The sequence below is a fragment of the Paraburkholderia sp. BCC1876 genome (assembly GCF_902833695.1).
GTDB lineage: Bacteria > Pseudomonadota > Gammaproteobacteria > Burkholderiales > Burkholderiaceae > Paraburkholderia.
The window spans coordinates 189775-216277 of record NZ_CADFGI010000014.1; the positions used below are offsets into that span (position 1 = coordinate 189775).

The following is a 26503-nucleotide window of genomic DNA, read 5'->3' on the forward strand; positions in this document are numbered from 1 at the left end:
CTGTTGCCGGAACGTTATCCACAGCCTTGCAAACATTTTCTGTGGACAACTTTCTTGCAGGACTCCGACGCTAGCCAGCGGCCCTCAAACGCTCCGACTTCTAAATGCCCAATTGAACATCCGCCGAGTTTGCTGAACCGGCTGGGTCAACCGATCAAACAACTGCGCGACCGCGCCATCGAGTTGAGCCAGCGCTGGCGCCGCATCCGGAGCGACATCGAGCGCGGCAACCGACGCCTCAGGCTTTTCCAACCCACCCAACGCAGAACCCGCACCGCTATACCGCGCAATCAACGAATCCAGCCGCGCCACGATCGATGCCATATGCGCCGCTCCAACCTCCGCCGCATTAAGCGCCGCACCTTCCGAAACCGCGTCGCCGCGCCGCGACGAATCACTTAACACCCGCGCCCAATGCAGACAGCAAAGCAGCGAACCGGTAGCCAGCTCAACATCGGGATTCCACACCACAACGCGTTGCGTTTGCAGCGGTTTAAACGCAATCCGCAGATCATGCCAACTACGATCGAGCTTGCGCATCGCCGAAGTCGCATCCAAAGTCGCATCCGACGTCGCTTCCGCAGCCCCATCCGCAGCACCGTGACCATGAGCCCGCGAATAACCCGCCACCCGCACGACCTCCCGCAAAGCCGCAAGCACCGCCCCGAGTCTCGCTTCCACATGCCGCGTCGCCGCAAGCGGCATCATCAACATCGCGACCGCGAACGACACGAGACACCCCACCAGTACCTCTTCGATCCGCAGCTCGGCCAACGGCCCCATCGCGAAGCCCAGCTCGCCATAAACCAGCCCAACGAGCACGGTGATAAAAAACACGCCCGGCGCGTACGCATTCAGAATGAAGTAAGCCCAGCCGAAAACGCACACCACCATCGCCGCCACCAGCAACCCAGGCGAGCCATGCAACGGCGCAACCAGCAGCACGCTGACCAACGCACCGGCCAGCGTTCCCACGAGCCGCTGTGCGCCGCGATATACCGTGTCGGCGCGCGACCGTGTGCCGAGGAACACGACGAACGTCGTGATCACCGCCCAGAACCATCGCTCGGGCGACAGCGAGTGGCCGATCAGCATCGCGAGAAACGCGGCGGTCGTCGCGCGCGTGGCGGGCAGCCAGCAGAGCTTGGCGCGCAAATCGGCGAAACGCTGCGCTGCGGACGCAGCAAAGCGAACATCAACATCAACGCGTGAAGGCAACCCCGCCGCCCTTCCCGCACGACCTCGCTGCGCCATCTCCCTAAGCCGCCCAATCGCGTGCCGCAACACCTCCGCGCTCGCCTGCATGCCACCCGAAGCCGGCCCCGCAGCAAACGCATGCTGCCCAGCCGCGACTTCCACTTCGACGATCCTCTCGCGAACCGTCTCGGCATCCGGCGGATTCAGCAACGCCAGTTGCTCCTCAAGCGACAGCGCCGCTTCATTCAACGACGAAAGATTCGCCGCCCCCGGCGCATGCAGCAGACGCGCCGCACGCAACGTAACCGTATGCACGGCCAACCGGAAATTCGCCGTGACCCGCGTCGGCACCAGCACGCGGCCGACCAACGTCACCATCACCGGTCCCAACGCGGACAGCAACAGCGACATCACAAGATGCTGCATCGAAGGATGCAGATACAAGCCCAGGTAAAAACACACCACGCCCAGCATCGCGCAGCCCAACGCGCGCGGACCGCACGCCTGGCAAAGCATGCCGACGAACATCACGACGAGAAAACCCGCATCGCCGGCGAGCGGAAAGCGGCTCAGCACGCTCGCCGCGGCGAAACACGCGCACGAGCACAGATAAAGGTAGAAAAGGGTGCCGCACCACGCGGACCGTCGCGCGTCGCGCACGAACAGCGGCGCGACCATCGCGAAGAGGATGCCGGGCGCAGCGAGGGTGATGGGCTGATGGTAAGACACGGTCCACGCGATGCCCGCCACGCCGGTCAGCAGGCAGGCAAGCGCAACGCGCAACGCGTTATGGAGGCGGACGAGTCCCGGGTCCGCGGCTAGCAGACGGTCGGCGACGCGCGAAAACGCGGCAGCAATCATGATCGATGATATCCAGGCTAAATGGCCGCCTCCGGCTTTTGGCCGATTGCGACAGGGCGGGCACGCGGCCCGCCACCTACGTATCGCCGAACTGGGCTGTCATGCCGGGATCACCGGCCAATAGCCCCGTCCGACGACGGGCGATAACACCCGAACAGGCACACCAAAACACGCTGCAAAGGGTGGTGCAGCGCATCCGGTGGGTTCGGGTTTTCCCGGATGATACCTGGACAAAATGACGCTTGTCGAATTTTTGCGGCAGCGCAGCACCGCGCCACGTCAGGTGGCGTCGTGGAAAATCACCCCAAGCGTATGCCGCTGGCCCGAGCGCAGGCGGCTCACGCCATGCCGCAGATTCACCCGGTACGGGCCGCGCGTGCCTTGCACCGGCCGGTGATGCACCGCGAACACAACCGCGTCGCCCTTGCGCAGCGGCACGACTTCCGCGCGCGACTGCATCCGCGGACGCTGCTCCGTCATCACGAATTCGCCGCCGGTGAAGTCCACGCCCGGCTCGGACAGCAGAATCGCCGCCTGGAGCGGGAACACGTGCTCGCCGTAGAGATCCTGATGCAGGCAGTTGTAATCGTCCGGCGCGTATTGAAGCATCAACGGGGTCGGACGCGTCTGGCCGGCGGCGTGGCAGCGCTCGATAAACGCCGCGTGCGCGGCCGGATAGCGGACGTCGATTCCCATCGCCTCGTTCCAGCGATTCGCCACCGGCGCGAGACGCGGATAAAGCTCGCCGCGCAGACCGGCGATCAGCGACGGCAGCGGATACGCAAAGTACTTGTATTCACCACGGCCGAAACCATGCCGCGCCATCACGACACGGCTGCGGTACAACCTGTCGTGCGGATAAAGCGCGGTCAGCGCATCGCATTCTTCCGCGCTGAGCAGATTGCGCAACATCGCGCAGCCGTATCCATTCAGTTCTTCTTCCACGTCGAACCAGTCGACCGCATCGACGCGCTGCGCCAGCGCGTCCGCCTCTCTCACAATCGTATTCATCAGCCATCTCCGTCCAGCATTTTTCGAGCGATGACCGAGTGTAAGCACGCGTCATCGGCCGCACACTCCGGCTCTTGCTCTTTCATTCCCATCCCGGCTTGGCTCGCCCTGGCGCATCGGTCATAGTAGGACCCTCGTTCAGCGCCAATGCGGCTACCCGGAGATTCATCGCATGTCCGACTCCCCACAGAAACTCGACGACTGGCTGTTCAAGGAAGTCGTCGTCAAAGACGACATCACCGCCTTTCCGCTCACGGCGATGGCCGCTACGCTCGACCGCGAGGAGCGCGGCATCACCGTGCCGCCGCTGTGGCATTGGCTGTACTTTCTGGAAGCGTCGCCGCTCTCCAGCGTCGGGCCGGACGGTCATCCCGAGCGCGGCGGTTTTCTGCCGCCGGTGCCGTTGCAGCGTCGCATGTGGGCCGGTGGGCGTCTGACGTTTCATGCGCCGCTCAACGTGGGGGAGCGCGCCACGCGCACATCGACCATTGCCAATATCGAAGACAAGACCGGCCGTTCCGGCCGGCTCGTGTTCGTCACGGTGCAGCACACGATCGAAGCCGGCGGCGAACTGAAGCTGGAGGAGGAACACGACATCGTCTATCGCGACGCGCCCGAGGCGGGCGGGCATCCGCCCAAAGCGGCGCTCGCGCCGGAGGGCGAAACGTGGCGCCGCACGATCGACACCGACGCGGCCCTGCTGTTCCGCTACTCGGCGCTGACCTTCAACGGCCATCGCATTCACTACGATTATCCGTATGTGACGGAGGTGGAAGGCTACCCCGGCCTGATCGTGCATGGCCCGCTGATCGCGACGCTGCTGGTGGATCTGGTGCGTCGCGAAGTGCCGGACGCGGATACGGCGTTGCAAAGCTTTGCCTTCAAGGCGCTGCGCCCGGCTTTCGCCGCCCAGCCCTTGACGGTATGCGGCAAGCTCGCCGCCGACGGCAAGACGATCGAACTGTGGGCCAAAGACCACGAAGGCTATCTGATCATGCGCGCGATGGCCGCGCTCGCCTGAAATCCGGGCATATTTCCAATAAGAAACGAATGTGACGGCGACGGTGCCTCTCCTTAACGCAGGCGCCTAGGCTCGCGCGCTCACCGCACGCCCAGCAAGCGGTGCGCAAATGATGCGCGCCATTCATGCCTGGCAAGCCTGACCGGGTTTTTCCACGATCCGCCCCGGGCAAATACGCTTGCCGCCATAAAATCCCCCGTGTATAGTTTCCGAACTTACTCTTGTTTCGCATCGGAAATTAAAGGGATTCTCATGGACGCTTCGACCATCCTCGCTGACCTCGGCATTGCCCAGGCGGCGCAAGCCGGCGACATCGCGGTTCATTCGCCGATTACCGGCGAACTCATCGGCCGCGTGGCCAGTAACACGGTGGCGGAAGTCGACACGGCCCTCGCCCGCGCGCAAGAGGCTTACACCGCCTGGCGCAACGTGCCGGCGCCGCGTCGCGGCGAACTGGTGCGTCTGCTCGGCAACCGTCTGCGCGAAAAGAAGCACGCGCTCGGCAGCATCATCACGCTCGAAACCGGCAAGATCCTCCAGGAAGGCATGGGCGAAGTGCAGGAAATGATCGACATCTGCGATTTCGCGGTCGGTCTGTCGCGCCAGTTGTACGGCCTGACGATTGCGTCGGAGCGTCCGGGCCATCGCATGGCGGAAACGTGGCATCCCATGGGTACCTGCGTGGTGATCTCGGCGTTCAATTTCCCGGCCGCCGTGTGGTCGTGGAATGCGGCGCTCGCGCTGGTCTGCGGCAATGCGGTGATCTGGAAGCCGTCGGAAAAGACGCCGCTCACCGCGCTCGCCGTCAATCAGATTCTGATCGAAGCGTTGCAGGAATTCGGCGACGCGCCGGCCGGCCTGACCGCGTTGATCAACGGTGGCCGCGACGTCGGGGCGAAGCTGGTGGCGGACCCGCGCGCGTCGATCGTCAGCGCGACGGGCAGCACGGAAATGGGTCGCACGGTCGGCGTGGAAGTGGCCAAGCGCTTCGGCCGCTCGCTGCTCGAACTTGGCGGCAATAACGCGGGCATCGTCACGCAAACGGCAGATCACGAACTCGCCATGCGCGGCATTCTGTTCTCGGCGGTGGGCACGGCGGGGCAGCGTTGCACGTCGCTGCGCCGTCTGTTCGTGCACGAAAGCGTGTACGACAAGACTATCGAACGTCTGCAGCAGTTGTACAGCAAGGTGCCGCTCGGCAATCCGCTCGAAAAGGGCACGCTGATGGGTCCGCTGATCGACAAGCAGTCGTACGCGCGCATGCAGGAAGCGTTGCAGCAGGCCACGGCTGAAGGCGGCAAGGTGTTCGGCGGCGAGCGCGTCGAGGTGAAGGGTTACGAAGGCGGCTACTACGTGCGTCCGGCAATTGTCGAAATGCCGTCGCAAACGTCGGTGGTGCTGAAGGAAACCTTCGCGCCGATTCTGTACGTGCTGCGCTACTCCGATTTCGCGGAGGCGGTCGAAGCGAATAACGCGGCCGTGCATGGTTTGTCGTCGTGCGTGTTCACGACCGATCTGCGCGAAGCGGAACGTTTCCTGTCGGACGCGGGCAGCGACTGCGGTATCGCCAACGTCAATATCGGACCGAGCGGCGCGGAAATCGGCGGCGCGTTCGGCGGCGAGAAGGAAACCGGCGGCGGCCGCGAATCGGGTTCGGATTCGTGGAAGGCCTACATGCGCCGCGCGACCAACACGGTCAACTACTCGTCGGCATTGCCGCTCGCGCAGGGCATCGATTTCAATATCGACTGATTCGGCTTGATTCAGTATTACCGAGCGCAGTCAGTGAAAGCAGCGGCGCATTCGCGCGCCGCTGCCGCTTTATCTTTGTACGACCTCATTCAGCAATCCGTTTGCGCCGCCCGGCGTTGCAGAGCGGCCACGTTATTCGTGGAGTAAGACGTGAGTTCCAAAGTCGTTATCGTCGGCGGTGGGGTAATCGGCAGCTCGATTGCGTATTTCTTGCGGCTGTCCGATCCGACAGTCAGCGTGACGGTGATCGAACGCGATCCGACTTACGCGCGCTCTTCGTCGGCGCTCTCCGCGGCGTCGATCCGTCAGCAATTCTCCACACCGCTTTCTATTCAGATGTCGCTGTTCGGCATTGAGTTTCTGCGCGCTATCGGCGAGCGACTCGAGATCGACGGCGCGAAACCGTCTATCGATCTGCACGAAGGCGGCTATCTGTTTCTTGCGACGTCGGCTGGTGACGCGACGCTGCGTGAAAACCACGCGCTGCAAAAAAGTCTCGGCGCCGATATCAGTCTGCTCGACCGGATCGAGTTACAAGCGCGCTTTCCGTGGCTCAATACGGAAGACCTCGTGGCCGGCGCGTATGGCGAAAGCGGCGAGGGCTGGTTCGACGGCTACGGTCTCGTGCAGGCGCTGCGTAAAAAAGCCCAATCGCTCGGCGCGCGCTACGTGGCGGCCGACGTCACCGCGATTCATCGCGACGGCAAACGCGTCACGCAAGTGCAAACCGCGAACGGCGAAACCTATCCGTGCGACGTGGTTGTGAACGCCGCCGGCGCCTGGTCGCGGCGCGTGGCGGAAATGGTCGGCATCGACATTCCGGTGTATGCGCGCCGGCGCAGTATTTTCAACGTCACGTCGCCGGGGCAACTGGAACGGTGTCCGTTGCTGATCGATCCGAGTGGCGTGTATTTCCGCCCCGAAGGCAAATCGTTTATCTGCGGCACGTCGCCTTCGCCGGAAAACGATCCGGACGATCTGCCGCTCGACGAAGTCGATCACGCGCTATTCGACGACGTAATCTGGCCGACGCTCGCGCACCGCGTGCCGCAATTCGAAGCCCTGCGTGTGCAGAATTGCTGGTCCGGTTACTACGAATACAACGTGCTCGATCAGAACGCGATTATTGGCTATCACCCCGACGTCGATAACTGTATTTTCGCCAATGGCTTTAGCGGTCATGGTTTGCAACAAGGTCCGGCAACCGGGCGCGGCATTAGCGAACTGATTTTGCATGGCCGTTATACGTCGCTGGATCTGGGTTCGCTGAGTTTCACGCGGGTGCTTGAAAATCGCCCGATTGTGGAAAAGAACGTGGTGTAACGCCATGCATGGATGACGCAGCCGGATAATACGGCGACGAGTTGATGCGAAAAGCGCAATACATGGTGCGTAGAACTCGTTTGCCGCTCACGCGGACGACGGCCACAATCGACGCCGTTCTTTCCCCGGCAACTGAGTCGGCAAACCAGCCGCCAAACCCAACGGCCCGTCACCATGTTCGCATTCACTCCCGCCTTCGAAGCGCCCACCGGTTCGCCGATCCGCGAGCTGTTCAAGTATCTGGCGCAGCCCGGCATGATCTCGTTTGCCGGCGGCTATCCGGCCGGCGATCTGTTCGATCGTGAAGGGCTCGACGCCGCGGCGGCGCGCGCGTCGCAACAGACCACGCTGTGCCTGCAATACGGCCCGACCGACGGGCTGCCGGTCCTCAAGGAACAACTCGCCAGCCTGATGACGCGCCGCGGCACGCCGTGCGCGCCGCAGGACCTGCTCGTGACGACCGGTTCGCAGCAAGGCTTCGATCTGTTGCTGCGCGTGATGGTCGCGCCCGGCGATGTGGTGCTGGTCGAACAGCCCGCTTATCCGGCGACCTTGCAGGCGTTGAAACTGCAAGAGGCCGACGTGGTGACGGTGCCCGTCGATCACGACGGCCTCGACGTCGCCGCGCTCGCCGCACTGCTCGAAGCCGGCACGCTGCGCCGCGCGCCGAAGCTGCTGTACACGGTGCCGACCTTCGCCAATCCGACCGGCGCGACCTTATCGCTCGAGCGCCGCACGGCATTGTTGAAACTGGCGGCGCGCTACCGCTTCCTGATCGTCGAGGACGACCCCTATGGCGACCTGCGTTTCAGCGGCGCCGCATTGCCATCGCTGCTCGCCTTGAGCGCTCAGGTGCCGGGTTCGCGCGACTGGGTGGTCCATTTTTCCAGCCTGTCGAAAATCGTCGCGCCGGGTTTGCGCGTGGGCTGGATGATCGCGCACGCGGAGATCTTGCGACGCTGCGTGGTGGCCAAACAGACCGTCGATCTCTGCAGCTCGCCGTGGACCCAGGCCATCGCCGCGGAGTATCTCGCGCAGGGTGCGCTGGAACGTCATTTGCCGCGAATCGTCGACGCTTATGCCGTGAAATGCCGCACGTTGTGCGATGCGCTGGACACGCATCTGTTGGAGCATATCGCCTTGCATCGTCCTGCAGGCGGCATGTTCGTGTGGGCGCGATTAAAGGCCGGCCAGAATGCGACGGATTATCTGCATGCCTGTATCGAACGGAACGTGATGTTCGTGCCGGGCGTCGCGTTCTATAAAGACAATATCGATCAGGCCGCACTGCGTCTGTCATTCGCCGCGCCGGGCGTCGCCGATATCGAAACCGGCGTGCAGAGAATGAAGCAGGCGCTGGATCTCGTTTGACGGCGACCCACGCGGTATTCACAGAAAAGCAGTCAGGTCAATACTTGAAATAACCCGGCGCGCAGCGTATGCGAAGCCGGGTTTTTTTATGTGGGACCTAAATCTCAGCGAATTAGCATGGAAACCGATTCTCCGCCACGCCTGTATGCGCGTTCGAATATCTTAATGAATTGCACGCGCCTTTTCGTCAAACTCCTGAAACATGGCGAACTCATGGCGAACTGTTAAATAGAAAGATACAAAGCACCACTGGTTTTCTGCAAAAAATATCGGTTATGATCGCTGCCTTCGGCGATTGATCCGGTTGGCTTAATTCGCCGGGCATCCAAGTTAATACCGTCGCATCGAACCAGAAGAAATCAGATGAAGATGTCGCGCAAAAAGATTGCAATCCTGGTAGTCGGTCTTCTGATCGTGGCCGGCGTGATCATTCAGGCGATGTGGCGTCCATTCGGGCATCGCAAAGCCACCGGGGCCGAAAATAGCGAAGTCGTTCTCGACATTCAGCATCCCGATGCGGTGATCGATAGCGAAGCATTGTCCCGCTTGCCGCGCGACATTTTGCGCGTGCCGTTATTGCATGACGTGCTGACCCAAGACTTCGTCGACTACTACGAATCGAATAACACGCGGCTGTCCGCCGAGGGCGCGCTGCGGCGTCTCGCGTTCGAGCATCAACTGGATTGGCGCGACGAACTGATCCGCCGCGTGTTCGACGAGCCCGCGCATGTGCTGCTGTGGCGCTCGCCCGACGGCCGCCTCGGCTACTGGGTGATGTCGATGCATCGCAACGGGCTCGCCAAGCTGCTGCAAGGCTACGCGAACGTCGCCGCGAGCGACGCGCAACTGAGCCAGGTCGCCAAGCTCTCCGGCGACGTGCCGGTCTACGCGTTGAAACTGGCGGTGGGCCGCACGCTGCTGTTCGCGACCAAAGGCGATCGCCTCGTGGTGATCTCCGCGCCCGGCGTGCTGCTCGACCAGAAGGGCGGCGTGCTCGGTGAGCGCGGCGACGCGGTGTCCGAGATGCTGTCGTCGGGTCGCGACGACGCGGCGAGCGCGTACCGGCTCGACGCCCCGGGCGACGCGCCGAAGGGCCACCGGCTGGTGGTGTCGGCGAATTATCTGTCGTTCGGTTATCAGGCGTTTTTCTCGGGCATCGACGCGCTGCGTTTCGATTTCTCGCCGAACGGCAATGCGGCCGCGAGCTGGCAAACCTCGGCGCTGATCGAGCCGGGCAAGTTGCCGCAACAGTGGAACAGCACCGACTTGTGGCGCGCGCTGCCGGCCAATGCCGCGGCGTGTACGAGTTTGCCGGCGGACTGGAAGGAAGCATCGGGTCTGTTGGGCAAGGTTGCCGACGGCGGCGAGGACAACGCGGCCGCGATCGGCGATCAGCTTGCCGGCCCGGCGGCGGTGTGCTGGTACGCGAAGTCGACGCTGGTGGCGCCGGTGTTCGTCGCGCGGGTGAAGACGCAGGACGCGGCCAGCATCGCCGCTCTGAAGACCGCGCTCGGCAAGACCTTCGGCAATGTGATCGGCGCTTATGAAGCGAAGGCGGCCAAAGCGGACGGCAGCGACACCGGCTATCGGCGCCTGCCGGTCACCACGCACGATCAGGGCGCCGACGTCAGCGTGTGGCAACGTCCGGTGAGCGCGAACGCGGGGACGGCGTTGACGAGCAAGGCGTCGTTCGCGTCGCAACTGTCGGCGGAACGCTATTTCCCGGTGACGCTCGCGCTTGCGCACGGCTATGTGATCTTCTCGCCGGACGGCCGTCTCGTCGACGATACGCTCGCGGTGCTCGACAAGCGCTACCCGGCACTTGCCGACACGCTCGCACCGCAACGTCTGCCGCGCACGATTCTGACGCTGACGCCTTCGTCCGCCGCCGCGCTGATCGAGCGCGAAGCCGGCGCCGCGTTGCCGGCCGATCAGGAAGCGGTGTTCCGCAATGCGTCGCGCACGCATCTCGTGCCGAAGCTGCATGCGCTCGCGCATTACCCGCCGGTTTCGTTGAGCCTGCCGCAGAATCTGCCGGGTTCGACAGGCTGGGTGCCGGTCGAATGGTGGTTCGATCGTGCGAAGGGCGGCGCAGGGGCGGACACGAGCGCAAAGGATGCGCCGGCGGATCAGCCCGGCACCGAGGGCGATTAAGTGCGCTCACTTCGCGTCCCCAGCGCGTCGCGTCGCGCGTGGTTCGCGCACGCGGCCTCGGCGTTCGTGCTGAGCGGCCTCGCGCCCTATGCGCACGCCCTCAGCAGCACCACCGCCTCGCCCGATCCCGACGCGCTTTCGCCGCAACAATCCGCCGCCTTCCGCGCGTGGTTCGTGCGGATCGTCGACCAGCAGATGCGGCGCGGCCCTACGCCGCGCTGGACGCAACGCGACTGCGCGGGCCTCGTGCGCTTCGCGGTCGGCGAGACGCTTAAATCGCACGACACCCGCTGGCTGCGGGCCAACGGCATGACCAGTCTCGCGGACACCGGCAGCCTGCCGCCGGAGCTGCAACTGTCGGCGTCGCAGCGCACGCTCGCCAATCGCTGGACGCAACTCGACGGCTCGACCGGCGCGTACGCGTCGGCGATCGCACTGATTCAACGCAACAGCCGTTTTGTCTCGAAGGACGTCAACCAGGCGCTGCCCGGCGACCTGCTGTTCTTCGACCAGGGCGACGACCAGCATCTGATGATCTGGCTGGATCGCTACATCGCTTATCACACAGGCACCGTCACGCCGACCGATACCGGTCTGCGCGCCGTCGCCGTTTCCGACCTGATGCAATGGAAAGATTCCCGCTGGCAGCCGCTCGACGGCAATCCGAATTTCGTTGGCGTGTTTCGTTTGGACTTTTTGACACCATGAACCGAATGAACTCCGTCATGCCATCGAATGGTTGGTTGGCTCGCGTGCGCAGTGGCGCGCGCAGCCGCGCGGCCGTTACGCTGGCCGCACTGCTTGCCGCCATGACCCTGGCGCTCGCACCGTCCGCTTATGCCGACGACAACGCGTCGGCAACCAGCGCCGCCGATACCAGCATCGCCGCGAATCCGACCCTGCAGGCCGCGCCGAGCAGCAACTTCAGTTCGCAGAAGGTCGACGGCCAGCCGTTCTTCCTGCTCTCGGACGCGAGCTTCGGCAGCGATCAACTGGCGCAGGTGCGATTGGAAGCGCCCGGCCGCGAGTACAAGGACGCGCTGCAGGCGTATGGCGGCGCGGACATCGTGGTGTATCGCGTGGCCAGGCCGCTCGACTTTCTGAAGGCGCAAAAGAATCTGCATCGACTGAACGTCGCGCCGAATTACCAGGGCGAAGGGCTCGCGAATACGCTCGCGTATCTGTGGGACCGCTGGTTCACCGAAGCGCGCCGCGCGTGGCAGCGGGTGTTGTCGTTCGCGACGCGCAGCAAGGCGACCGAAGCGGCGCCGCAATTCAAGCTCGGCGAGCAGACCGGTCGCGCGACGCAGTTCGAGCCGAACGCGCAATTCGCGCCGCTGAAGGGCTATGACATCGTCGCGCGCTTCCGCTATCCGATCTGGGACGCGAAAGTGATCGAACCGCCCAAGGGCGTGAATCTGGAAGGCAGTAGCAGCAACTTTATCGAAGCCAGTTCGGGCAACGTGATGATTCCGGTCGGCAAGCTGCCGCCGGGGCTGTATATCGTCGAGGCCGTGATCGGCAACTATCGCGCGCATACGCTGCTGTTCGTGTCGGACACCGTGGCGGTCGTCAAAGCGGCGTCGAGCGGCATGCTGGTGTGGACCACGCGGCGCGATAACGGCAAGCCGGTGGCGAATACGGACGTGAGCTGGACCGACGGCGTCGGCGTTTTGCAAAGCGGCACGACCGGCAACGACGGCGCGCTGATGCTGCAACACGTGAGCCCCGAGCGCAGTTATGTGCTCGGCGCCGATCCGCAGGGCGGCGTGTTCGTCTCCGAGAATTTCTATTACGACAGCGAGATCTACAACACGAAGATCTACGCCGTGACCGATCGGCCGATGTACCGGCCCGGCGATCCGGTGCATGTGAAGTTTATCGGCCGTACGTTCCAGAACGCGACGCAATCCACCGCGCCCGCCGAAGCCGACATCAAGCTCGACGTGCTCGATCCGAACGGCGCGCCGGTCGCGACCAGCAAGGTGCATTTCGCGTCGGATACCGGTGCGGATACCGCGTTCACGCTGCCCGCCGACGCCACCGCCGGCGGCTACACGTTGCGTTTCGATTACAACGGCGACGTGTACGGCAGCGCGTTCCGCGTCGCCGAATACGTGAAGCCGCATTTCGACGTGAACCTGTCGATGGACAAGGCCGACTACGCGACCGGCGAGCCGCTTAAGGGCAAGATCCAGTTGCGTTACCCGGACGGCAAGCCGGTGCGCGACAGCAAGATCTCGGTCACGTTGCGCGCGCAGAAGGTCACGATCGTCGACGGTGAATTGCGTTATGCGGGGCTCTTTCCGGTCAAGCTCGAACAGCAGGAGTTGAAGACCGATAGCGACGGCAATGCGAGTCTCACGCTGCCGGCCGCGAAGGAACCGAGCCGCTACGCGTTGACGCTGTTCGCGCAGGACGGTGCGGCCTACAAGGTGCGCGTGACGCGCGAAGTGCTGATCGCGCGTGGCGCCACGCCGTATCGGCTGACGTCCGCGAAGTCGTTCTCGCAGCCGAAAGAAGCGGTCAACTTCGACCTGCAGGCGCTCGGTACGCTCGACCCCGCGTCGCATGCGCCGTCCAAGTGGGAATGGACCCGCCTCGAATCGCAGACGCATGGCGAAGGCGCGCTCAAGGGCACCGCCAAGAACGGCACGCTGTCGTTCCCGGTGCAGTTCGACGAACCCGGTTCGTACATGCTGTCGGTCAAGGACGACCAGGGCAATCTGCTCGCCGCCGCGAGCCATTGGGTGGCAGGCGACGGGTTGAAAGCGATTCCGGGCAGCGTCGAAATCGTGTTCGATCGCGACCGGTACAAGATCGGCGATACCGCCGAGGCGCTGATCACGTTCCCGATGCCGGTCGACGACGCGTTGCTGACGCTCGAACGCGACAACGTCGAACATCGCGCGCTGCTGTCGGCGGGCGGCGACTGGTTGCAACTGCAACGTGTCGCGCCGTCGCAATGGAAGGCGCGCATCAAGGTCGGCGCAGAGTTCGCGCCGAACATGACGTTCTCGGTGCTGTACGTGCATGCCGGCGAATTCGTGTTCCAGAACGCGGGCATTGTCGTCGCGCAGCCGCAGATCGAATTGAACGTGAAGAGCGACAAGCCGGTGTACGGCCCGGGCGACACGGTCACGCTGAACTTCGACAGCACGTTGAACGGCAAGCCGGAAGCGGCGAACCTGACGGTCAGCGTGGTCGATGAAATGGTCTACGTGTTGCAGCCGGAAATCGCGCCGAATATCGTCGACTTTTTCTATCACCCGCGCCGCAATAACGTGCGGACCTCGTCGAGCCTGTCGTTCATTACGTACGACCTCGCGCGTGCGCCGCTGAAGGGCGCGCCGGGCGGCCCGCAACGTGCGAACTACAACGAGCGCGGCGTGAAGGTGCTCGAACGGCCGCGTCGCGACGATCAGGACACAGCCGCGTGGGAAGGCAACCTGAAAACCGACGCGAACGGTCACGCCACGATGACCTTCAAGATGCCGGACTCGCTCGCGCGCTGGCGCATTACGGTGCGCGCGGCGGCGCCGGACGGCATGGTCGGTCAGCGCACCGCATACGTGCGTTCGGACAAGGCGCTGTATCTGAAGTGGAGCGGGCCGTCGCATTTCCGCCTGAACGATCAGCCGACCGTCGACATGATCGCCTTCAACCAGACGGATGCGGACATGGACGCGCAGTGGCTGGTGGACGGCGGCGGTCTGTCGCTGAATCAGAGGGTCACGCTCAAGCGCGGCGCGAACTATCTGCGCTTGCCGAGCGGCGCGCTGAAGGCCGGCGTGATCAACTCGACCTTGCGGCGCGACGGTAAAGACGTGGACCGTTTGCAGACCACGATCCATCTCGACGCAAGCGGCTGGCTCGACCTGCATCAAAACACGGTCGCGTTGGACGGCTCGAACAGGCCGCTCGATCTGCCGCAAGACGCGCAAGACATTAACGTGCGCTTTATCGGCAGCGCGGCGAGCCAGTTCATGCGCGTCGCCGACGATCTGATCAACTATCCGTACGGATGCGCCGAACAGACCTCGAGCCGCTTGATTCCGCTGGCGCTCGCGCATGATGCGATCGGTCACGGCGATAACGCGAGTTCGACGCAAGGGCTCGAAGCACTGCTGCGCAATCAGCGGCAGCGTCTGGCGATGCTGGCGGGTGTCGGCGGCACGTTCGGCTGGTGGGGAGACACCACTGGCGGCAGCGCGCTGATCACCGCCTACGCGTATTACGCGGACTGGCTCGCGAGCCGCAGCCTCGGCATCAGCCTGCCCGCCGACAACTGGCAGCACGCGATGGACGTGTATCGCGATGCAGGCGCGAAGGAACCGCTGCTGCATCGTGCGCTGGCGTTGTGGTTCATGCAGCAGATGGGCTTGCCGGTCGCTACGCCGGTCTCGGGCGTCGCGTCGGATCTGTTGAGCGATGCAGCGGCGACCGCCAATGCGCCGGCCACCGCAAACAAAGGCCCGACGTATGGCGCATCGGACAGCATCGTATTCGCGCAAGCCGATTCGCCGCGCGGCAAGCAGATGGCGATGCTGCTGATCGCTTCGATGGCGCGCGGCACAAACGCGCAACTGCCGGATGGTTTCGACGCCGCCGCGAACGCCGCACGTACCGCGTTGACGAACGATCAGACGCCGCTGGTGCAAAGCCTGCTCGTGATGACCGGTGGCGATAGCGGCGCGGCGGCGGATACGTCGGCGTTGCTGGCGAAAAGCAGCGCCGATTACCCGACGCTCGACCGCGCGCTGACGTTGTTGTGGCTGCGCAAGGGGCTCGGCGGCGATGCGCCGGTGGGCACGTTGCCGTCGCTGCAAGGCGCGGGCTGGACGCGCGCCACGACGCCGACCGGCACGCCGCTGTGGAAGTGGAGCGGCGCGAGTGCGCCGACCACGCTCGACGCCGGCGCGGCGCGGACCGACGTCAACGCGCTGGTCTCGTTCCGCAGTCACACGAGCGAGGACAGCCGTCTGAACATCACGATCGAGCGTCATTTCTACAAGCTCGAACCGCTGGAAGTGAAGGCCGATCCGAAGAAGGGCGAAAGCGCCGAGAGCCAGTTGGGCCGCGCGACGTTCACCGCGAAGCGCGTGAAGTCGGGCGACGCGATCGACAGCAACGCGCTGTACGTCGACGAAGTCACGCTCACGCCGCGCTCGGGCAATGCCTACCACTATGGTTTGCTGGACGTGCCGCTGCCGCCGGGTGGCGATGTCGAAGCAACGAGCTGGGGCGTGTCGATCGACGGTCTGCCTGGCGAGAAGGAAGGCGTGAGCGGTCCGCAGCCATTCGCGCGCGCCGCGTCGTACGAGATGGGTGAGCTGGCGTATCACCAGCCGGTGCCCCTGCTCGACCGTCCGGTCACGTTGCGGCAACTGGTGCGCTTCGCGTTGCCGGGCACGTTCGCGTTGCCGCCCGCGCGCTACTTCCGCATGTATCAGCCGGACGCGAAGGCGTTCGAAGGCGGCAAGAGCGATCGCGTGAATACGCTGCGCATCGAGTAAGCGAGTGAGCGCCATGGTCCGCACGCTTCGGCATACCTGTCATCGTCTGGCGACTGCGCTGCGGGTCGCGCTCGTCGTCGGCGTGGGGTGCGGGAGCGGCGGCGCGGTCGCGGTTGCGGCTGTGCCGGCGTCGGCCGCGGCGATGTCGGCCACGTCCCAGGCGCCGTTGCTGCGCTTTGCCTGGTTGCGCGACGGGCAGAGCCAGCTCTGGCAGGTCAGCACCGACGGCCCGGCAACCGGCATCGCGCCGCAAGCCGCGCAAGCGCTGCCGGCCACGCTGGAAACGCCGCTCGGCAGCGTGTGGAAGCTGTTCGTCTACGCGTATCTGGTCGACCGCAACATCGCCGCGCCGGATTACACCTGCAGCGGCGGCGATCGCGAGGAAGTGTATTGCTGCATGACGGGCGGTCACATCGACCGTGAACATGCGCTGGTGCAATCGTGCGGACTGTTCTTCGAGCCCGCGCGCCTGCAACTCGATCCCGCCGACTGGCGCAAATATTGGAGCGCCGCTCACGCGCCCGCCTGGCTGCGCGATCTTCACGCGATGACGCCGGCGCGCCGCGTGCCGGTGAGCGATCTGCTCGCCGCGTTGCAGGCAGTGCCCGCACGGCCGCGCGAGGCGGCGTCGAGCACGCTGGTGTCGGTGCTAACGAGCGGACGCGGCGAAGGCACGGTGGCGCTCTACGGCAGCGTGCTGCGCGCCAAAACCTGGACGATGCCGGATCCGGCGCGGCCGGGTGCGTCGATCGGCGGCGCGGCGGGCTGGCTCGCCGACGGCACGCCGGTGTGGCTCGGCGGCCAGGGTGGCAGTCCGCGCGTGCTCGCGGCTGCCGCGCCGCGCATCGCGCCGCTGCTGACGCAAGTCACTATTCCCGACGACGGCGCGTGCGTGCTGGTCGATTTTTTCAGCCGCTATCCGATTCGTGAGGTGCTCGGCGACAGCGGGCCGGCTGCTGCGCCGGATGGGGTGTTGCGTGGCGATTTCCGCGTTGGGTTCGTCAACGGCAATTGGGCGCGGGTGACGAGTCGCGGCGAGCTGCGACTCGATCGCGACGCAAGCGGCGCGCTGCAAGTGGTCGGCCGTTTCGGCATGAACGACTACGTGGCGCGGGTGGTCGAGCGGGAAGGCGACACGAGCCAGCCGGAAGCGGCCAAGGCGCTGGCGGTGGCCGCGCGTACTTACGCCGTGCAGCACGGCAATCACGATCACGGCTGTTACCGGATCGACGACAGCAGCAACACGCAGCGTGTTCTGCCGCGTGCGCCGACCGCCGCCGCGCGCCGCGCCGCGGATCTGACCGACGCGCTCGTGCTGACCGGCGTGCCGGTGCAGTATCACCACGACAAAGCCGCGCCGGGGCAAATGAGCTGGCTGGCCGCGAAGGCGTCCGCGCAAAGCGGCCAGACCTTCGACGCGATCCTCGCCCGCACCTGGCCGCAAGCGACGCTGACGTCGTTCCTGAGCCCGCTGTCTGGCGACTGCATCGCGGTGGCCGGCGCGCAGGACTGGCTGCGACGCAACGCGCAATTGTGGGCACGGCGTCTGGACGGCGCGGCCGGTTACGAGACGCCCGATCTGCCGGCCGTGTGCGAGGTGCGCGAAGGGCGGCCGTATGAGGATGCGCAGCGCAATCGCATCTACATCTATCGGCTGCAGACCGAAGAGGACCGCATCGCGCTGACGCATGAATATATTCACCTCGCGTTTCAGCATCATCCGCGTGGCGTCGATGAAGAGTTCGTCGAACGTACCGCGCGCACGCTGATTCGTACCGACAATCCGATCCAATGAACTTCGTTTCACGTTCGCTTTCCTGTCTGCCCGGGCGGCCGTTTCTGGCGCGTCGCTTTCGGATGCGCGCTGCCCCGGCGGTGGCGGTATCGTTTGCGGTTTCGTTCGCGTTTGTGTTGAGCTCGGCCGGGTTGCTGGCCGGCACGACGACTGAGGCGCAGGCCGCCGACGCCGACGGCGCCATCGCGGATCTGACCGGCGCCTTCGGCGGCTGGCGGCATAGTGGGCTGACGAACGAAGGCGAGCATTTCGTTGCGGCGTATCCGCGGCCGCCGGTCGATCGTGGCGCGCAGCGCTACCGCACGCTGATCGAAGGGCGCCTGAAGCACATCGACAAGCACGCGCGCAGACCGCCTACGTTAGTCGTCAACGGCAACCCGACGCCGCTCTATACCGACGACGAAGGTGCGTTCGCGCGGCCGTGGGCGTTCGGCGCGGGGTCGAACAGCATCGAGCTGATTTCCGCCGACGGCAAGCAGCATCAGCGCATGCAGTTTTACGAAGCCGACCACAGCAAGCCGCAGGCGAAACTGCGCGCGATCGTCACGTGGGACGATCCGCATGCCCAGGTCGATCTGCACGTGATCACGCCCGACGGCCTGCATGCGTTCTTCGCTAATCCGACACTCGACGACGGCAGCGGCTTCGACGTCGATTCGGTGGACGGCGCGGGGCCGGGGATTTTTTCGTCGGCGGCGCCGGAGCATGGCACGTGGCTGTTCTTTCTGAATTACTGGGGCAACTTCGATTCGACCGGCTATAACTTCGACGCCACCGCGCACGATCGCGATGTGATCACGGCGACGCTGACGCTGGTCTTCAACGAAAATACGCCGAACGAACGGCGTGAAACGATGATCGTGCCGCTGCGCAAAATCGGCGACCTGATGCTCGTGAAAAGCGAGCGACTTTGACAGCGGGATGGGAGCGGTGAAGATGACGTCCAGAACGACACGGTGGATGAAGGCGGCTTGCGGTGTGCTCGTCGTGGCTTGCTTGCAGGCGGCGAGCGTGGCGCGCGCGAGCGATATCGACTTCGCCGCGCCGTTGAACGGCTGGCGCAACACCAGCGGCGACACCGAGCGCTATACACAGGATGTGCATTACCCAGCGGTCGCAGTGCAGACGCCGGAAGGCCAGTCGAAGTTCGCGCTGATCGAAGGGCAGATTCGCAACACGCCCAAGAAGAAGGGCACCTCGGTCGGCACGCTGGTGGTGAACGGCACGCCGCTGCCGCAGCGCGTGGAAGAGGACGGCAAGTTCTCGCGCCCTTACGCGTTTCCTTCGGGCAGCAACGGCATCGAACTGCGTGCGCCGGACGGCACCCGCAAGCGCGTGCAGTTCTATGACGCGTACAGCGGCAAGACCCAGCCGAAGCTGCGCGTGCTGCTCGCGTGGGACACCGACGGCACCGACCTGGACCTGCACATCGTATCGCCCGATGGCGTGCATACCTGGTACGGCGACCGCGTGGCGCCGAACGGCGGCTCGCTCGACGTGGATGTGACGACCGGCTATGGGCCGGAGATTTATTCGTCGGCCGCGCCGTTGAAGGGCACTTATCTCGTCTATGTGAATTACTACGGCAACGGCAATAGCGGCGCGGATATCACGGTCGCGCAGATCACCATCATCACCAACGAAAATACGCCGGACGAAAAGAGCGAAACGATTCGTGTGCCGATGCGTAAGCCTGGTGAGTTGACGCTAGTAAAAACCTTTGTGCTGCCGTGAGAAGAGCGTAAGCCCGCCAGATCCGCGCGCATGCGGATCACAAAAACGTCAATAAATCAGAAGGGGGAAGCAAAAATGAATTCACTCGACCAGAAGCAGCCGCTATTGACCTACGACGGCAAGATTGGAGAGCTGTACGGGATTTTCATCAAAAATCTGCTGTTGCAGATCATCACCCTGGGGATTTATCGTTTTTGGGCGACCACCAATACCCGCCGCTATATCTGGTCGAGAATGCAGTTTCAAGGTGAACGGTTTGAATACACCGGCACCGGTGGTGAGTTGTTCAAAGGTTTTCTGCTGGCGATCGCGATCGTGATCGGCGCGGCTGTCGGCGCGGTCGTTCTCAGCGCCATTCTGCACGCCGTGACCGGCAGTGCGTTGCTGGCCGCGTTGCCGGTGATTGCCCTCTACATCCTGATCGCAGTCGTCGCGGCGGGCGCCTATTTCAGCGCGCAACGCTACCGGCTGAGCCGCACGCAATGGTGCGGGATTCGTGGCGGCATGACGGGTTCGTCGCTGGTCTACGGCGGCTATGCGTTGCTGTACGGCCTGCTGTGCATCGTCACGCTGTGGCAGATGCTGCCCTGGGTGTCCATGCGCCTTGCCGAGCGCCGCATCAACGCGAGCAGCTTCGGCAGTCAGCAGTTTCATTTCCAGGGGCGTGCCGGCGCGCTGTATGGCGCGTTCGTCGGGACGTTCGTTGGCGTGGTCGCGTTGCTTGCCGTACTCGTGATGATCTTCCTCAAGAGCTTCATGCTGCTGCTGCCGTTCGGCCATGCGCCGCTGAAGGCGGGCGATCCCGGTGCGGCCATGGCGTTTGGCTCGGTGTTCCTGTTTTATGTGCTGTTCATCGTCGGCGCGCTGCTGATTCAGTGCGCTTATCTGGCGCTCGTGACGCGCCACGTGATGGGCAATACCACGCTCGGCTCGCAACTGCGCTTCGGCAGCAGCATTACCGGGAAGCGCCTGCTCGGCATGATGCTGGGCAATCTGGCGATCGTCGTGTTTACGCTTGGGTTGGGGCTGCCTATCGTGCTGCATCGCGTGATGCGGGTGGTGGCGGATACGCTTCAGGTATCCGGCCAGCTCGATCCGCAGACGCTCGGTCAGAGCGACCAGGCGCCGCCGCGTACCGGCGAAGGCATGTTGAACCTGCTCGATCATGGTGGCGCGTTCTGAGCGCGGAGTGATGGAGGTGGGTTCCGACGCGGCGCGCTCGCTTGAGGCGCGCTATTTCGATGGGCGCAGCGCGGCCGCGCATAGCGCTACGCTGCGTTGGAGCGACGCGTTTCTATCGATCGACGGTGTCGCCGGTGAACTGGCGGTTTGGCCGCGTGCGCGGCTGATCGTCGGCGGGCCCGATCCGGACGGCAGAGTTACGGTGTCGTGTGAGGGCGAGTTGGGCCGTGTGTCGATCGGTATCGACGCTTTGCCGCCTCAGATCGCGGCGCAGGTCATGACGCCACGCAGGCGGCGTCGACAGTACCTGGGCTGGGCGCTGGTCGGCGTGGCCACGCTGGCGGTGGCGTTTGCGCTGGTCACGACATTGCCGGCGGTCGGCGCGGCGCTGATGCCGCGCAGTGCTGAAAACCAGCTCGGTGAGATGGTGGAAACGGTTGTGGTCGGCAAGCATCGGGTGTGCGTCGGCGCTGAAGGGCAACGCGCGCTCGAGCAACTCGAAGCGCGGCTGGCTCGCGCGGCAGGCATCGCGGAACCGGTGCGACTGGTGGTGATCGACAGCAAAACGGCGAATGCGCTGACGCTGCCAGGCGGGCGCATGGTGATCATGCAAGGACTGGTTCAGCGGGTCGGCAGTGCGGATCAACTGGCCGGCGTGATGGCGCATGAAACGGGGCATATCGCGCGACGCGATCCGGTGGTCGCGCTGTTTCGCGGCGCTGGGATCAGCTTGATCAGCGCCACGCTGGGCGTCAATCTCGGTTTCGTGGATGTGTCGTCGCTGGCGGGGCGATTGGTCGGCCTGTCGTATAGCCGCGATATGGAACGCCTCGCCGATGCTAACGGCGTCGCCTATCTGCAGGCGAGCGGATTACGCAGCGACGGGCTGGCGGGCTTTTTCGCGTTGATGGAGAAGCGCGAGGGCAGCGCGGGCGCGGCGATTGAGTTTTTGTCGGATCATCCGCGGACGGCTGATCGTGAGAAGCGTAGCCAAGGGTCGCCGCTCGGCGAGAGTGCGTTGACGGCCCAGCAATGGGCGGCTGTTCGGGGCATGTGCGCAAGGCCGTGACGGCGCGCGACTCGTCGGGTCTCGCTGGGTCTCATTGGGTTTCATTGGGTCTCATTGCGTTATTGCGCTATTGCGAGCGCGGTCGTGCAAGTCAATGCGATCAATGCGTTACGTAAGTCATGCTCAGGTTGTCCACAGGCTTGCGAACAATTTCTGTGGACAAATTGAGTGATGGTCGGCGAGGCCGCTTTGTTTTGCTTTATTTTGCTTTGCCCCGGGCCGTTTGGATCGTTCTGATCTCCTGACCATGGCCTGGTAGGTGCTGGCGTTGCCAGCCCTTCCTTCTTCAGAAGTTCGAGTCCGCTTCCCGGTTCTCTACGACGTCGCGCGTCGCCCCCCAATACGGTTGACGGTCGTAGTACGCGTGCACCGTCTCGCCCCATTGCATGTCCGCCATCGACGGCCAGTGATCCTTATCGAAACCCGGCGCGCTTTTGATTCGCTCGGCAGGGGCGTCGAGCACGAAGCATTTGTCATCGGTGTCGAGTGTCAGCGCGCTCCACGGTATCGCGTGCAGCGTGTCGCCCATGCCGAGAAAACCGCCGCTCGATAACACCGCGTAGGCGATTCGTCCGCCGCGAACGTCGAGCATGATGGCCGAGATCTTGCCGACGTGTTCGCCGTCGGAAGAGATTACCTTGTTGCCGTTAAGCGACGAGGCGGCCATGACGTCCGGACCGGGGCCGTCGCCGACGCCAAGGCCGACGATGGCGGCGCCTTGGGTGGAGGTGTTGGCTGTGCCGGTGGTTTCCGGGTTTTGAGGGGTGAGCGAGGTCATGATGGACTCCCTGTGAAAAGCTTGTGTAGGGAGCGCGCAATGGGCGTGCCCGTGGGGGATGGTTGATGCCATGGTTGAACTCGTCAACCGCATCGCGCCCATTCCCTGAAACCAGGCGCCATGCGATAAATCGCGCGCGGCCGAATTTCCGGTCCAAGCGGGTGGACGTGCGGTGTGGGGTGATTGGGTTGTGGTGGGTTGCCGGCGTTGGCAGGGCGTTGGTTTAAACAGCGCTTACCCTTTCTTACCAACGCTCAAGTTTTGATCCGCTCGCGTCGATAGGTGTTGTAACCGGGCGTGCGCTTACCGCCGTTTGCCGTGTCCATGCGTGAGATCGCGCATCGTCGCGGCGGATGGCGAGTCGCGCGTGCCTCGAACCCGAACCTCGAACGAATTGAACGGAGGTCGTCATGCAAATCGACAGTGCGTTGTCGCCGACACTGCCGGGTCCGGATCGCGCGATGAACAAAGGCGCGTCCGCTGAAGACGACGCTGCCACGCAATCCGCGTCGACAGAAACATCGACACAGGACGATGCCGTGCGAATTTCCGCGGAAGGCGCCGCAGCGGCAGCGCAGGAGGGAAGCTCGACTCAGGACCCGACGGTCACCGATTCCACGCCGGCGGGTGCATTGACCGACGATGTCTCGGCGGTCAAGTCTTTCGCCTATGGCACGTTGGGTCTCGAACGACCGGATCAGCCGCAGCAGGATCGCAACGCGTTCTACACGGCTGGACGCTGGTTGGCCGCGGGCTTCACCGTGGGCGGGATTATTTCGTTGCTGGTGTGAAGGCGGAGAGTGCTGCGGAGATGATGCAGGAGGGGCTTACGGCTGGGTCTTGCGAGGGTCTTGCAGGGGAAGCCGCTTGCCGTGCAAAGCGCACGGCAAGCGTAAAACAGCTAGCTTAACGGTCGAGGAACGACTTCAGACGATCAGCGCGGCTCGGGTGCATCAGCTTGCGCATGGCCTTGCTTTCGATCTGACGAATCCGCTCGCGCGTGACGTCGAACTGCTTGCCGACTTCTTCGAGCGTGTGGTCCGACTTCGTGTTGATGCCGTAGCGCATACGCAGCACCTTCGCTTCACGCGGCGACAGCGAGTCGAGCGCGTCGTCGATGGCGGCGCGCAAGTCGGCTTGCATCGCGGCGTCGGCCGGCGACGAAGCGCCCGCATCTTCGATCATGTCGCCGAGCGTGGCGTCGCCGTCGTCGCCGACCGGCGTTTCCATCGACACCGGCTGCTTGGCGATCTTCAGAATGCCGCGCACTTTCTCTTCCGACAGTTCCATGCGTTCCGCCAGCACCGACGGATGCGCTTCCTGGCCGGTCTGCTGCAGGATCTCGCGCGAAATGCGGTTGAGCTTGTTGATCGTTTCGATCATGTGCACCGGCACGCGAATCGTACGAGCCTGGTCGGCGAGCGAACGCGTCACGGCCTGGCGAACCCACCACGTTGCGTACGTGGAGAACTTCCAGCCGCGACGGTATTCGAACTTGTCCACCGCCTTCATCAGGCCGATGTTGCCTTCCTGGATCAGATCGAGGAACAGCATGCCGCGGTTCACGTACTTCTTCGCGATCGAGATCACGAGACGCAGATTCGCCTCGATCATCTCGCTCTTGGCCTTGCGCATCTTCGATTCGGCCGCAACCATCTGACGATTGATTTCTTTCAGATGCTTGAGCGGCAGCGAAACCGTGGCTTCGATTTCGATCAGCTTTTGCTGTTCGGACTGAATGGCCGGCAGATTGCGCTCCAGCGCCGCGCCGTACGACGTAGCGCCACGGGCTGCGCGTTCCGTCCAGCCGAGGTCGGCTTCATGGCCGCCGAACGACTCGATGAACTTCTCGCGCGGCATGCCGCTCTTCGCGACGACGATTTGCAGGATGTTGCGTTCGATCGCGCGAACCTGCGCGACTTGATGCTGCACATCGCCGCACAGACGGTCGATGGTGCGTGCCGTGAAGCGGATCTTCGCAAGATGCTGCTGGATCTCTTCGCGTGCGCGCAGATAGGCCTTCGAGCTGACGTCGCCGCGCGTGTGCGAAGCGTTCATCTGGTCGGACAACATGCCAACCTGGGCGAAGATTTCGAGGCAGTCGCTCGTGAGTTGCTTCAGACGTGCTTCGTCCGCTGCGGACGAATCGGCCGGGCCGACGTCTTCGCTGTCGTCTTCTTCGTCGCTTTCCGTGTCCGTGTCGACGTCTGCTGCGGCTTCGGCGCTCGGGGTTTCTTCTTCGGCTGCGACCGTCTCTTCATTCAGACCGTCGACCATTTCGTCGATGCGCAGTTCGCCGTCCGCGACCTGCTGGGCGCTCGCGAGAATGGCGGAGATTGCCAGCGGGCAAGCGGCGATCGCCTGCACCATTTCGTGCAGGCCGTCTTCGATACGCTTGGCGATGGCGATTTCACCGGCGCGGGTCAGCAGTTCGGTTGCACCCATTTCGCGCATGTACATGCGCACTGGGTCGGTCGTACGGCCGAACTCGGAATCGACGGTCGACAAGGCGACTTCGGTTTCCTCGTCCGCCTGATCGTCCGACACCACGGCGGGGGCGTTCGAGTTGAGCAGCAGCGTTTCAGCGTCCGGAGCCTGCTCGTAGACCTGCACGCCCATGTCGTTGAACGCGCTGACGATGCTGTCGATCGCCGCCGTCTGCGCGAAGTTGTCGGGCAGGTGGTCGTTGATCTGCGCGTGGGTCAGGTAGCCTTGCTCCTTACCCAGCTGGATCAGCGCGCGCATCTGGCGCTGACGTTCTTCTGCCTGCTGCGGCGGCAGTTCGGCCGCCACGGGGATCGCTTTGCCGGCGCCCTTGCCCTTGGCCGTGCGGCCCGAAGGAGCTTTTGGGGTGTAGCTGGCGTTTTCGTGTTGCGAATCTTCGCGATCAAAAGGGTTCACGTATTCTCCTCTAGAGGCTTCGCTATGAGACGCAAGACGCGACCGTCAGGCGTTTCGAGCATGGCTCAACATCACCTGAGTGACTCAACGCGGTTGTTTGGCTGTTGCTCTGGGGAGCAAAAAAGATGAGCCCGCTCGAAGCGGGCCGATAGAAATGTGCGAAATTCGCGCGGCTCGCATTATAGCTGAGCTTGCGCGTTCGCGCTCATCGTGTGCACAAGAAATTGTCATGCACGTTGTCAACAGGTCCGTTCGCAGCCCGCCGGTCACACGCGGTGGGGCGTGTTGAGGTCGATGCACCAAGGTGTGTGCGGATTGGTCGATTACAAGCTCTTCACTATAGAGGAACTTGTTCGTTCGCACACGACGCAATCGGTTCCCTCTGACCCCCTCTGTATGGTGGGAGGATGTTTCTGGCGTCGATTCGTGCTTCGTCAAAAGAAAATTCACGCAAGGGGGTTGACGACACGTCAGTCGTTCTTCATAATCTCGTTTCTCTGCTGCAGATGCAGCGACGCAGAACGAAGCGGTGCCGGATGGTTGTGATGTTGATAACACACGGTGCTGGTCCGGTAGTGAATGCGTAATCGATCTTTAAAAATTAACAGCCGATAAGTGTGGGCGCTTGATGCGAGACGCGAGGTGGATCTTTCGGGATCTGCCGTAAAGCGAAAGTATCAAGTCTCACACAGTAATGAAAGGAAGGTTTGACTGTCGAAAGACGATCGAACAATTCGTCAGTACGTTGAGTGAGCGACCGGTTCTTAACGGAACCGAAAAACAGTAACAGGTTTGAACTGAAGAGTTTGATCCTGGCTCAGATTGAACGCTGGCGGCA

17 protein-coding genes are annotated in these 26503 nt (G+C 63.6%); 13 read left to right on the plus strand and 4 right to left on the minus strand.

The window, feature by feature from the left end; genetic code table 11:
• Window positions 1-84: 84 nt before the first annotated feature.
• Window positions 85-2058 (minus strand): FUSC family protein, encoded by a 1974-nt coding sequence (locus tag HWY05_RS34125; protein ID WP_176061117.1) that lies wholly within the window; start codon window positions 2056-2058, stop codon window positions 85-87.
• Window positions 2059-2337: 279 nt separating this feature from the next.
• A complete protein-coding gene (locus HWY05_RS34130) occupies window positions 2338-3069 on the minus strand; it encodes a 2OG-Fe(II) oxygenase (protein ID WP_176061118.1) in 732 nt (243 codons plus the stop codon).
• 172 nt (window positions 3070-3241) lie between these two features.
• Here HWY05_RS34130 and HWY05_RS34135 point away from each other — a divergent pair, with 172 nt between their 5' ends.
• The 12 genes from HWY05_RS34135 (at window position 3242) to HWY05_RS34190 (ending at window position 21986) form a co-directional block, all read left to right on the plus strand.
• Window positions 3242-4090, plus strand: a complete 849-nt coding sequence (locus tag HWY05_RS34135; RefSeq protein ID WP_176061119.1) for a MaoC family dehydratase N-terminal domain-containing protein — start codon at window positions 3242-3244, stop codon at window positions 4088-4090.
• 252 nt (window positions 4091-4342) lie between these two features.
• Window positions 4343-5842 carry an aldehyde dehydrogenase family protein gene (locus HWY05_RS34140; RefSeq protein ID WP_035561388.1) on the plus strand — a complete coding sequence of 500 codons (1500 nt, stop codon included), beginning with the start codon at window positions 4343-4345 and terminating at the stop codon, window positions 5840-5842.
• 150 nt (window positions 5843-5992) lie between these two features.
• Window positions 5993-7165, plus strand: a complete 1173-nt coding sequence (locus tag HWY05_RS34145) for an FAD-binding oxidoreductase (protein WP_176061120.1) — start codon at window positions 5993-5995, stop codon at window positions 7163-7165.
• 174 nt (window positions 7166-7339) lie between these two features.
• Window positions 7340-8536, plus strand: coding sequence for a PLP-dependent aminotransferase family protein (locus HWY05_RS34150; RefSeq protein ID WP_176061121.1), 1197 nt, complete (start codon window positions 7340-7342; stop codon window positions 8534-8536).
• A gap of 363 nt (window positions 8537-8899) precedes the next feature.
• On the plus strand, window positions 8900-10690 hold the full coding sequence (locus HWY05_RS34155; protein WP_176061122.1) for a DUF2138 domain-containing protein: 1791 nt from the start codon (window positions 8900-8902) through the stop codon (window positions 10688-10690).
• Complete coding sequence (locus HWY05_RS34160; RefSeq protein WP_176061123.1) at window positions 10691-11398, plus strand: DUF1175 family protein; 708 nt, start codon at window positions 10691-10693, stop codon at window positions 11396-11398.
• Complete coding sequence (locus tag HWY05_RS34165; RefSeq protein ID WP_176061124.1) at window positions 11395-16206, plus strand: alpha-2-macroglobulin; 4812 nt, start codon at window positions 11395-11397, stop codon at window positions 16204-16206. The genes HWY05_RS34160 and HWY05_RS34165 overlap by 4 nt, the downstream gene beginning before the upstream one ends.
• 13 nt (window positions 16207-16219) lie before the next feature.
• Window positions 16220-18001, plus strand: a complete 1782-nt coding sequence (locus HWY05_RS34170; protein WP_176061125.1) for a DUF2300 domain-containing protein — start codon at window positions 16220-16222, stop codon at window positions 17999-18001.
• A gap of 62 nt (window positions 18002-18063) precedes the next feature.
• On the plus strand, window positions 18064-18915 hold the full coding sequence (locus tag HWY05_RS34175) for a DUF2135 domain-containing protein (protein WP_244146773.1): 852 nt from the start codon (window positions 18064-18066) through the stop codon (window positions 18913-18915).
• Between the two features lie 22 nt (window positions 18916-18937).
• Window positions 18938-19735 (plus strand): DUF2135 domain-containing protein, encoded by a 798-nt coding sequence (locus HWY05_RS34180; RefSeq protein ID WP_176061126.1) that lies wholly within the window; start codon window positions 18938-18940, stop codon window positions 19733-19735.
• A gap of 75 nt (window positions 19736-19810) precedes the next feature.
• Window positions 19811-20917 carry a YjgN family protein gene (locus tag HWY05_RS34185; RefSeq protein ID WP_176061127.1) on the plus strand — a complete coding sequence of 369 codons (1107 nt, stop codon included), beginning with the start codon at window positions 19811-19813 and terminating at the stop codon, window positions 20915-20917.
• Between the two features lie 10 nt (window positions 20918-20927).
• Window positions 20928-21986: a M48 family metallopeptidase gene (locus HWY05_RS34190; RefSeq protein WP_176061128.1), complete on the plus strand. Its 1059-nt coding sequence runs from the start codon at window positions 20928-20930 to the stop codon at window positions 21984-21986.
• Between the two features lie 286 nt (window positions 21987-22272).
• On the opposite strand, the gene HWY05_RS34195 is transcribed toward HWY05_RS34190, so the two are convergent.
• The gene (locus HWY05_RS34195) at window positions 22273-22764 is read right to left on the minus strand and encodes a PRC-barrel domain-containing protein (RefSeq protein WP_176061129.1); all 492 of its coding nucleotides are present in this window, start codon (window positions 22762-22764) and stop codon (window positions 22273-22275) included.
• A gap of 410 nt (window positions 22765-23174) precedes the next feature.
• On the opposite strand from HWY05_RS34195, the gene HWY05_RS34200 reads away from it, so the two are divergent.
• Window positions 23175-23555, plus strand: a complete 381-nt coding sequence (locus tag HWY05_RS34200; RefSeq protein WP_035561405.1) for a hypothetical protein — start codon at window positions 23175-23177, stop codon at window positions 23553-23555.
• Window positions 23556-23670: 115 nt separating this feature from the next.
• On the opposite strand, the gene rpoD is transcribed toward HWY05_RS34200, so the two are convergent.
• Window positions 23671-25665: an RNA polymerase sigma factor RpoD gene (gene rpoD / locus HWY05_RS34205; protein WP_035561408.1), complete on the minus strand. Its 1995-nt coding sequence runs from the start codon at window positions 25663-25665 to the stop codon at window positions 23671-23673.
• Window positions 25666-26503: the final 838 nt, after the last annotated feature.

What these genes read in the sequence shown, in the direction of transcription:
- HWY05_RS34125 (WP_176061117.1), bottom strand. Translation starts at nt 2,058, where the DNA reads ATGATTGCTGCCGCGTTTTCGCGCGTCGCCGACCGTCTGCTAGCCGCG.
- HWY05_RS34130 (WP_176061118.1), bottom strand. Translation starts at nt 3,069, where the DNA reads ATGAATACGATTGTGAGAGAGGCGGACGCGCTGGCGCAGCGCGTCGAT.
- HWY05_RS34135 (WP_176061119.1), top strand. Translation starts at nt 3,242, where the DNA reads ATGTCCGACTCCCCACAGAAACTCGACGACTGGCTGTTCAAGGAAGTC.
- HWY05_RS34140 (WP_035561388.1), top strand. Translation starts at nt 4,343, where the DNA reads ATGGACGCTTCGACCATCCTCGCTGACCTCGGCATTGCCCAGGCGGCG.
- HWY05_RS34150 (WP_176061121.1), top strand. Translation starts at nt 7,340, where the DNA reads ATGTTCGCATTCACTCCCGCCTTCGAAGCGCCCACCGGTTCGCCGATC.
- HWY05_RS34155 (WP_176061122.1), top strand. Translation starts at nt 8,900, where the DNA reads ATGAAGATGTCGCGCAAAAAGATTGCAATCCTGGTAGTCGGTCTTCTG.
- HWY05_RS34165 (WP_176061124.1), top strand. Translation starts at nt 11,395, where the DNA reads ATGAACCGAATGAACTCCGTCATGCCATCGAATGGTTGGTTGGCTCGC.
- HWY05_RS34170 (WP_176061125.1), top strand. Translation starts at nt 16,220, where the DNA reads ATGGTCCGCACGCTTCGGCATACCTGTCATCGTCTGGCGACTGCGCTG.
- HWY05_RS34175 (WP_244146773.1), top strand. Translation starts at nt 18,064, where the DNA reads ATGCGCGCTGCCCCGGCGGTGGCGGTATCGTTTGCGGTTTCGTTCGCG.
- HWY05_RS34180 (WP_176061126.1), top strand. Translation starts at nt 18,938, where the DNA reads ATGACGTCCAGAACGACACGGTGGATGAAGGCGGCTTGCGGTGTGCTC.
- HWY05_RS34185 (WP_176061127.1), top strand. Translation starts at nt 19,811, where the DNA reads ATGAATTCACTCGACCAGAAGCAGCCGCTATTGACCTACGACGGCAAG.
- HWY05_RS34190 (WP_176061128.1), top strand. Translation starts at nt 20,928, where the DNA reads ATGGAGGTGGGTTCCGACGCGGCGCGCTCGCTTGAGGCGCGCTATTTC.
- HWY05_RS34195 (WP_176061129.1), bottom strand. Translation starts at nt 22,764, where the DNA reads ATGACCTCGCTCACCCCTCAAAACCCGGAAACCACCGGCACAGCCAAC.
- HWY05_RS34200 (WP_035561405.1), top strand. Translation starts at nt 23,175, where the DNA reads ATGCAAATCGACAGTGCGTTGTCGCCGACACTGCCGGGTCCGGATCGC.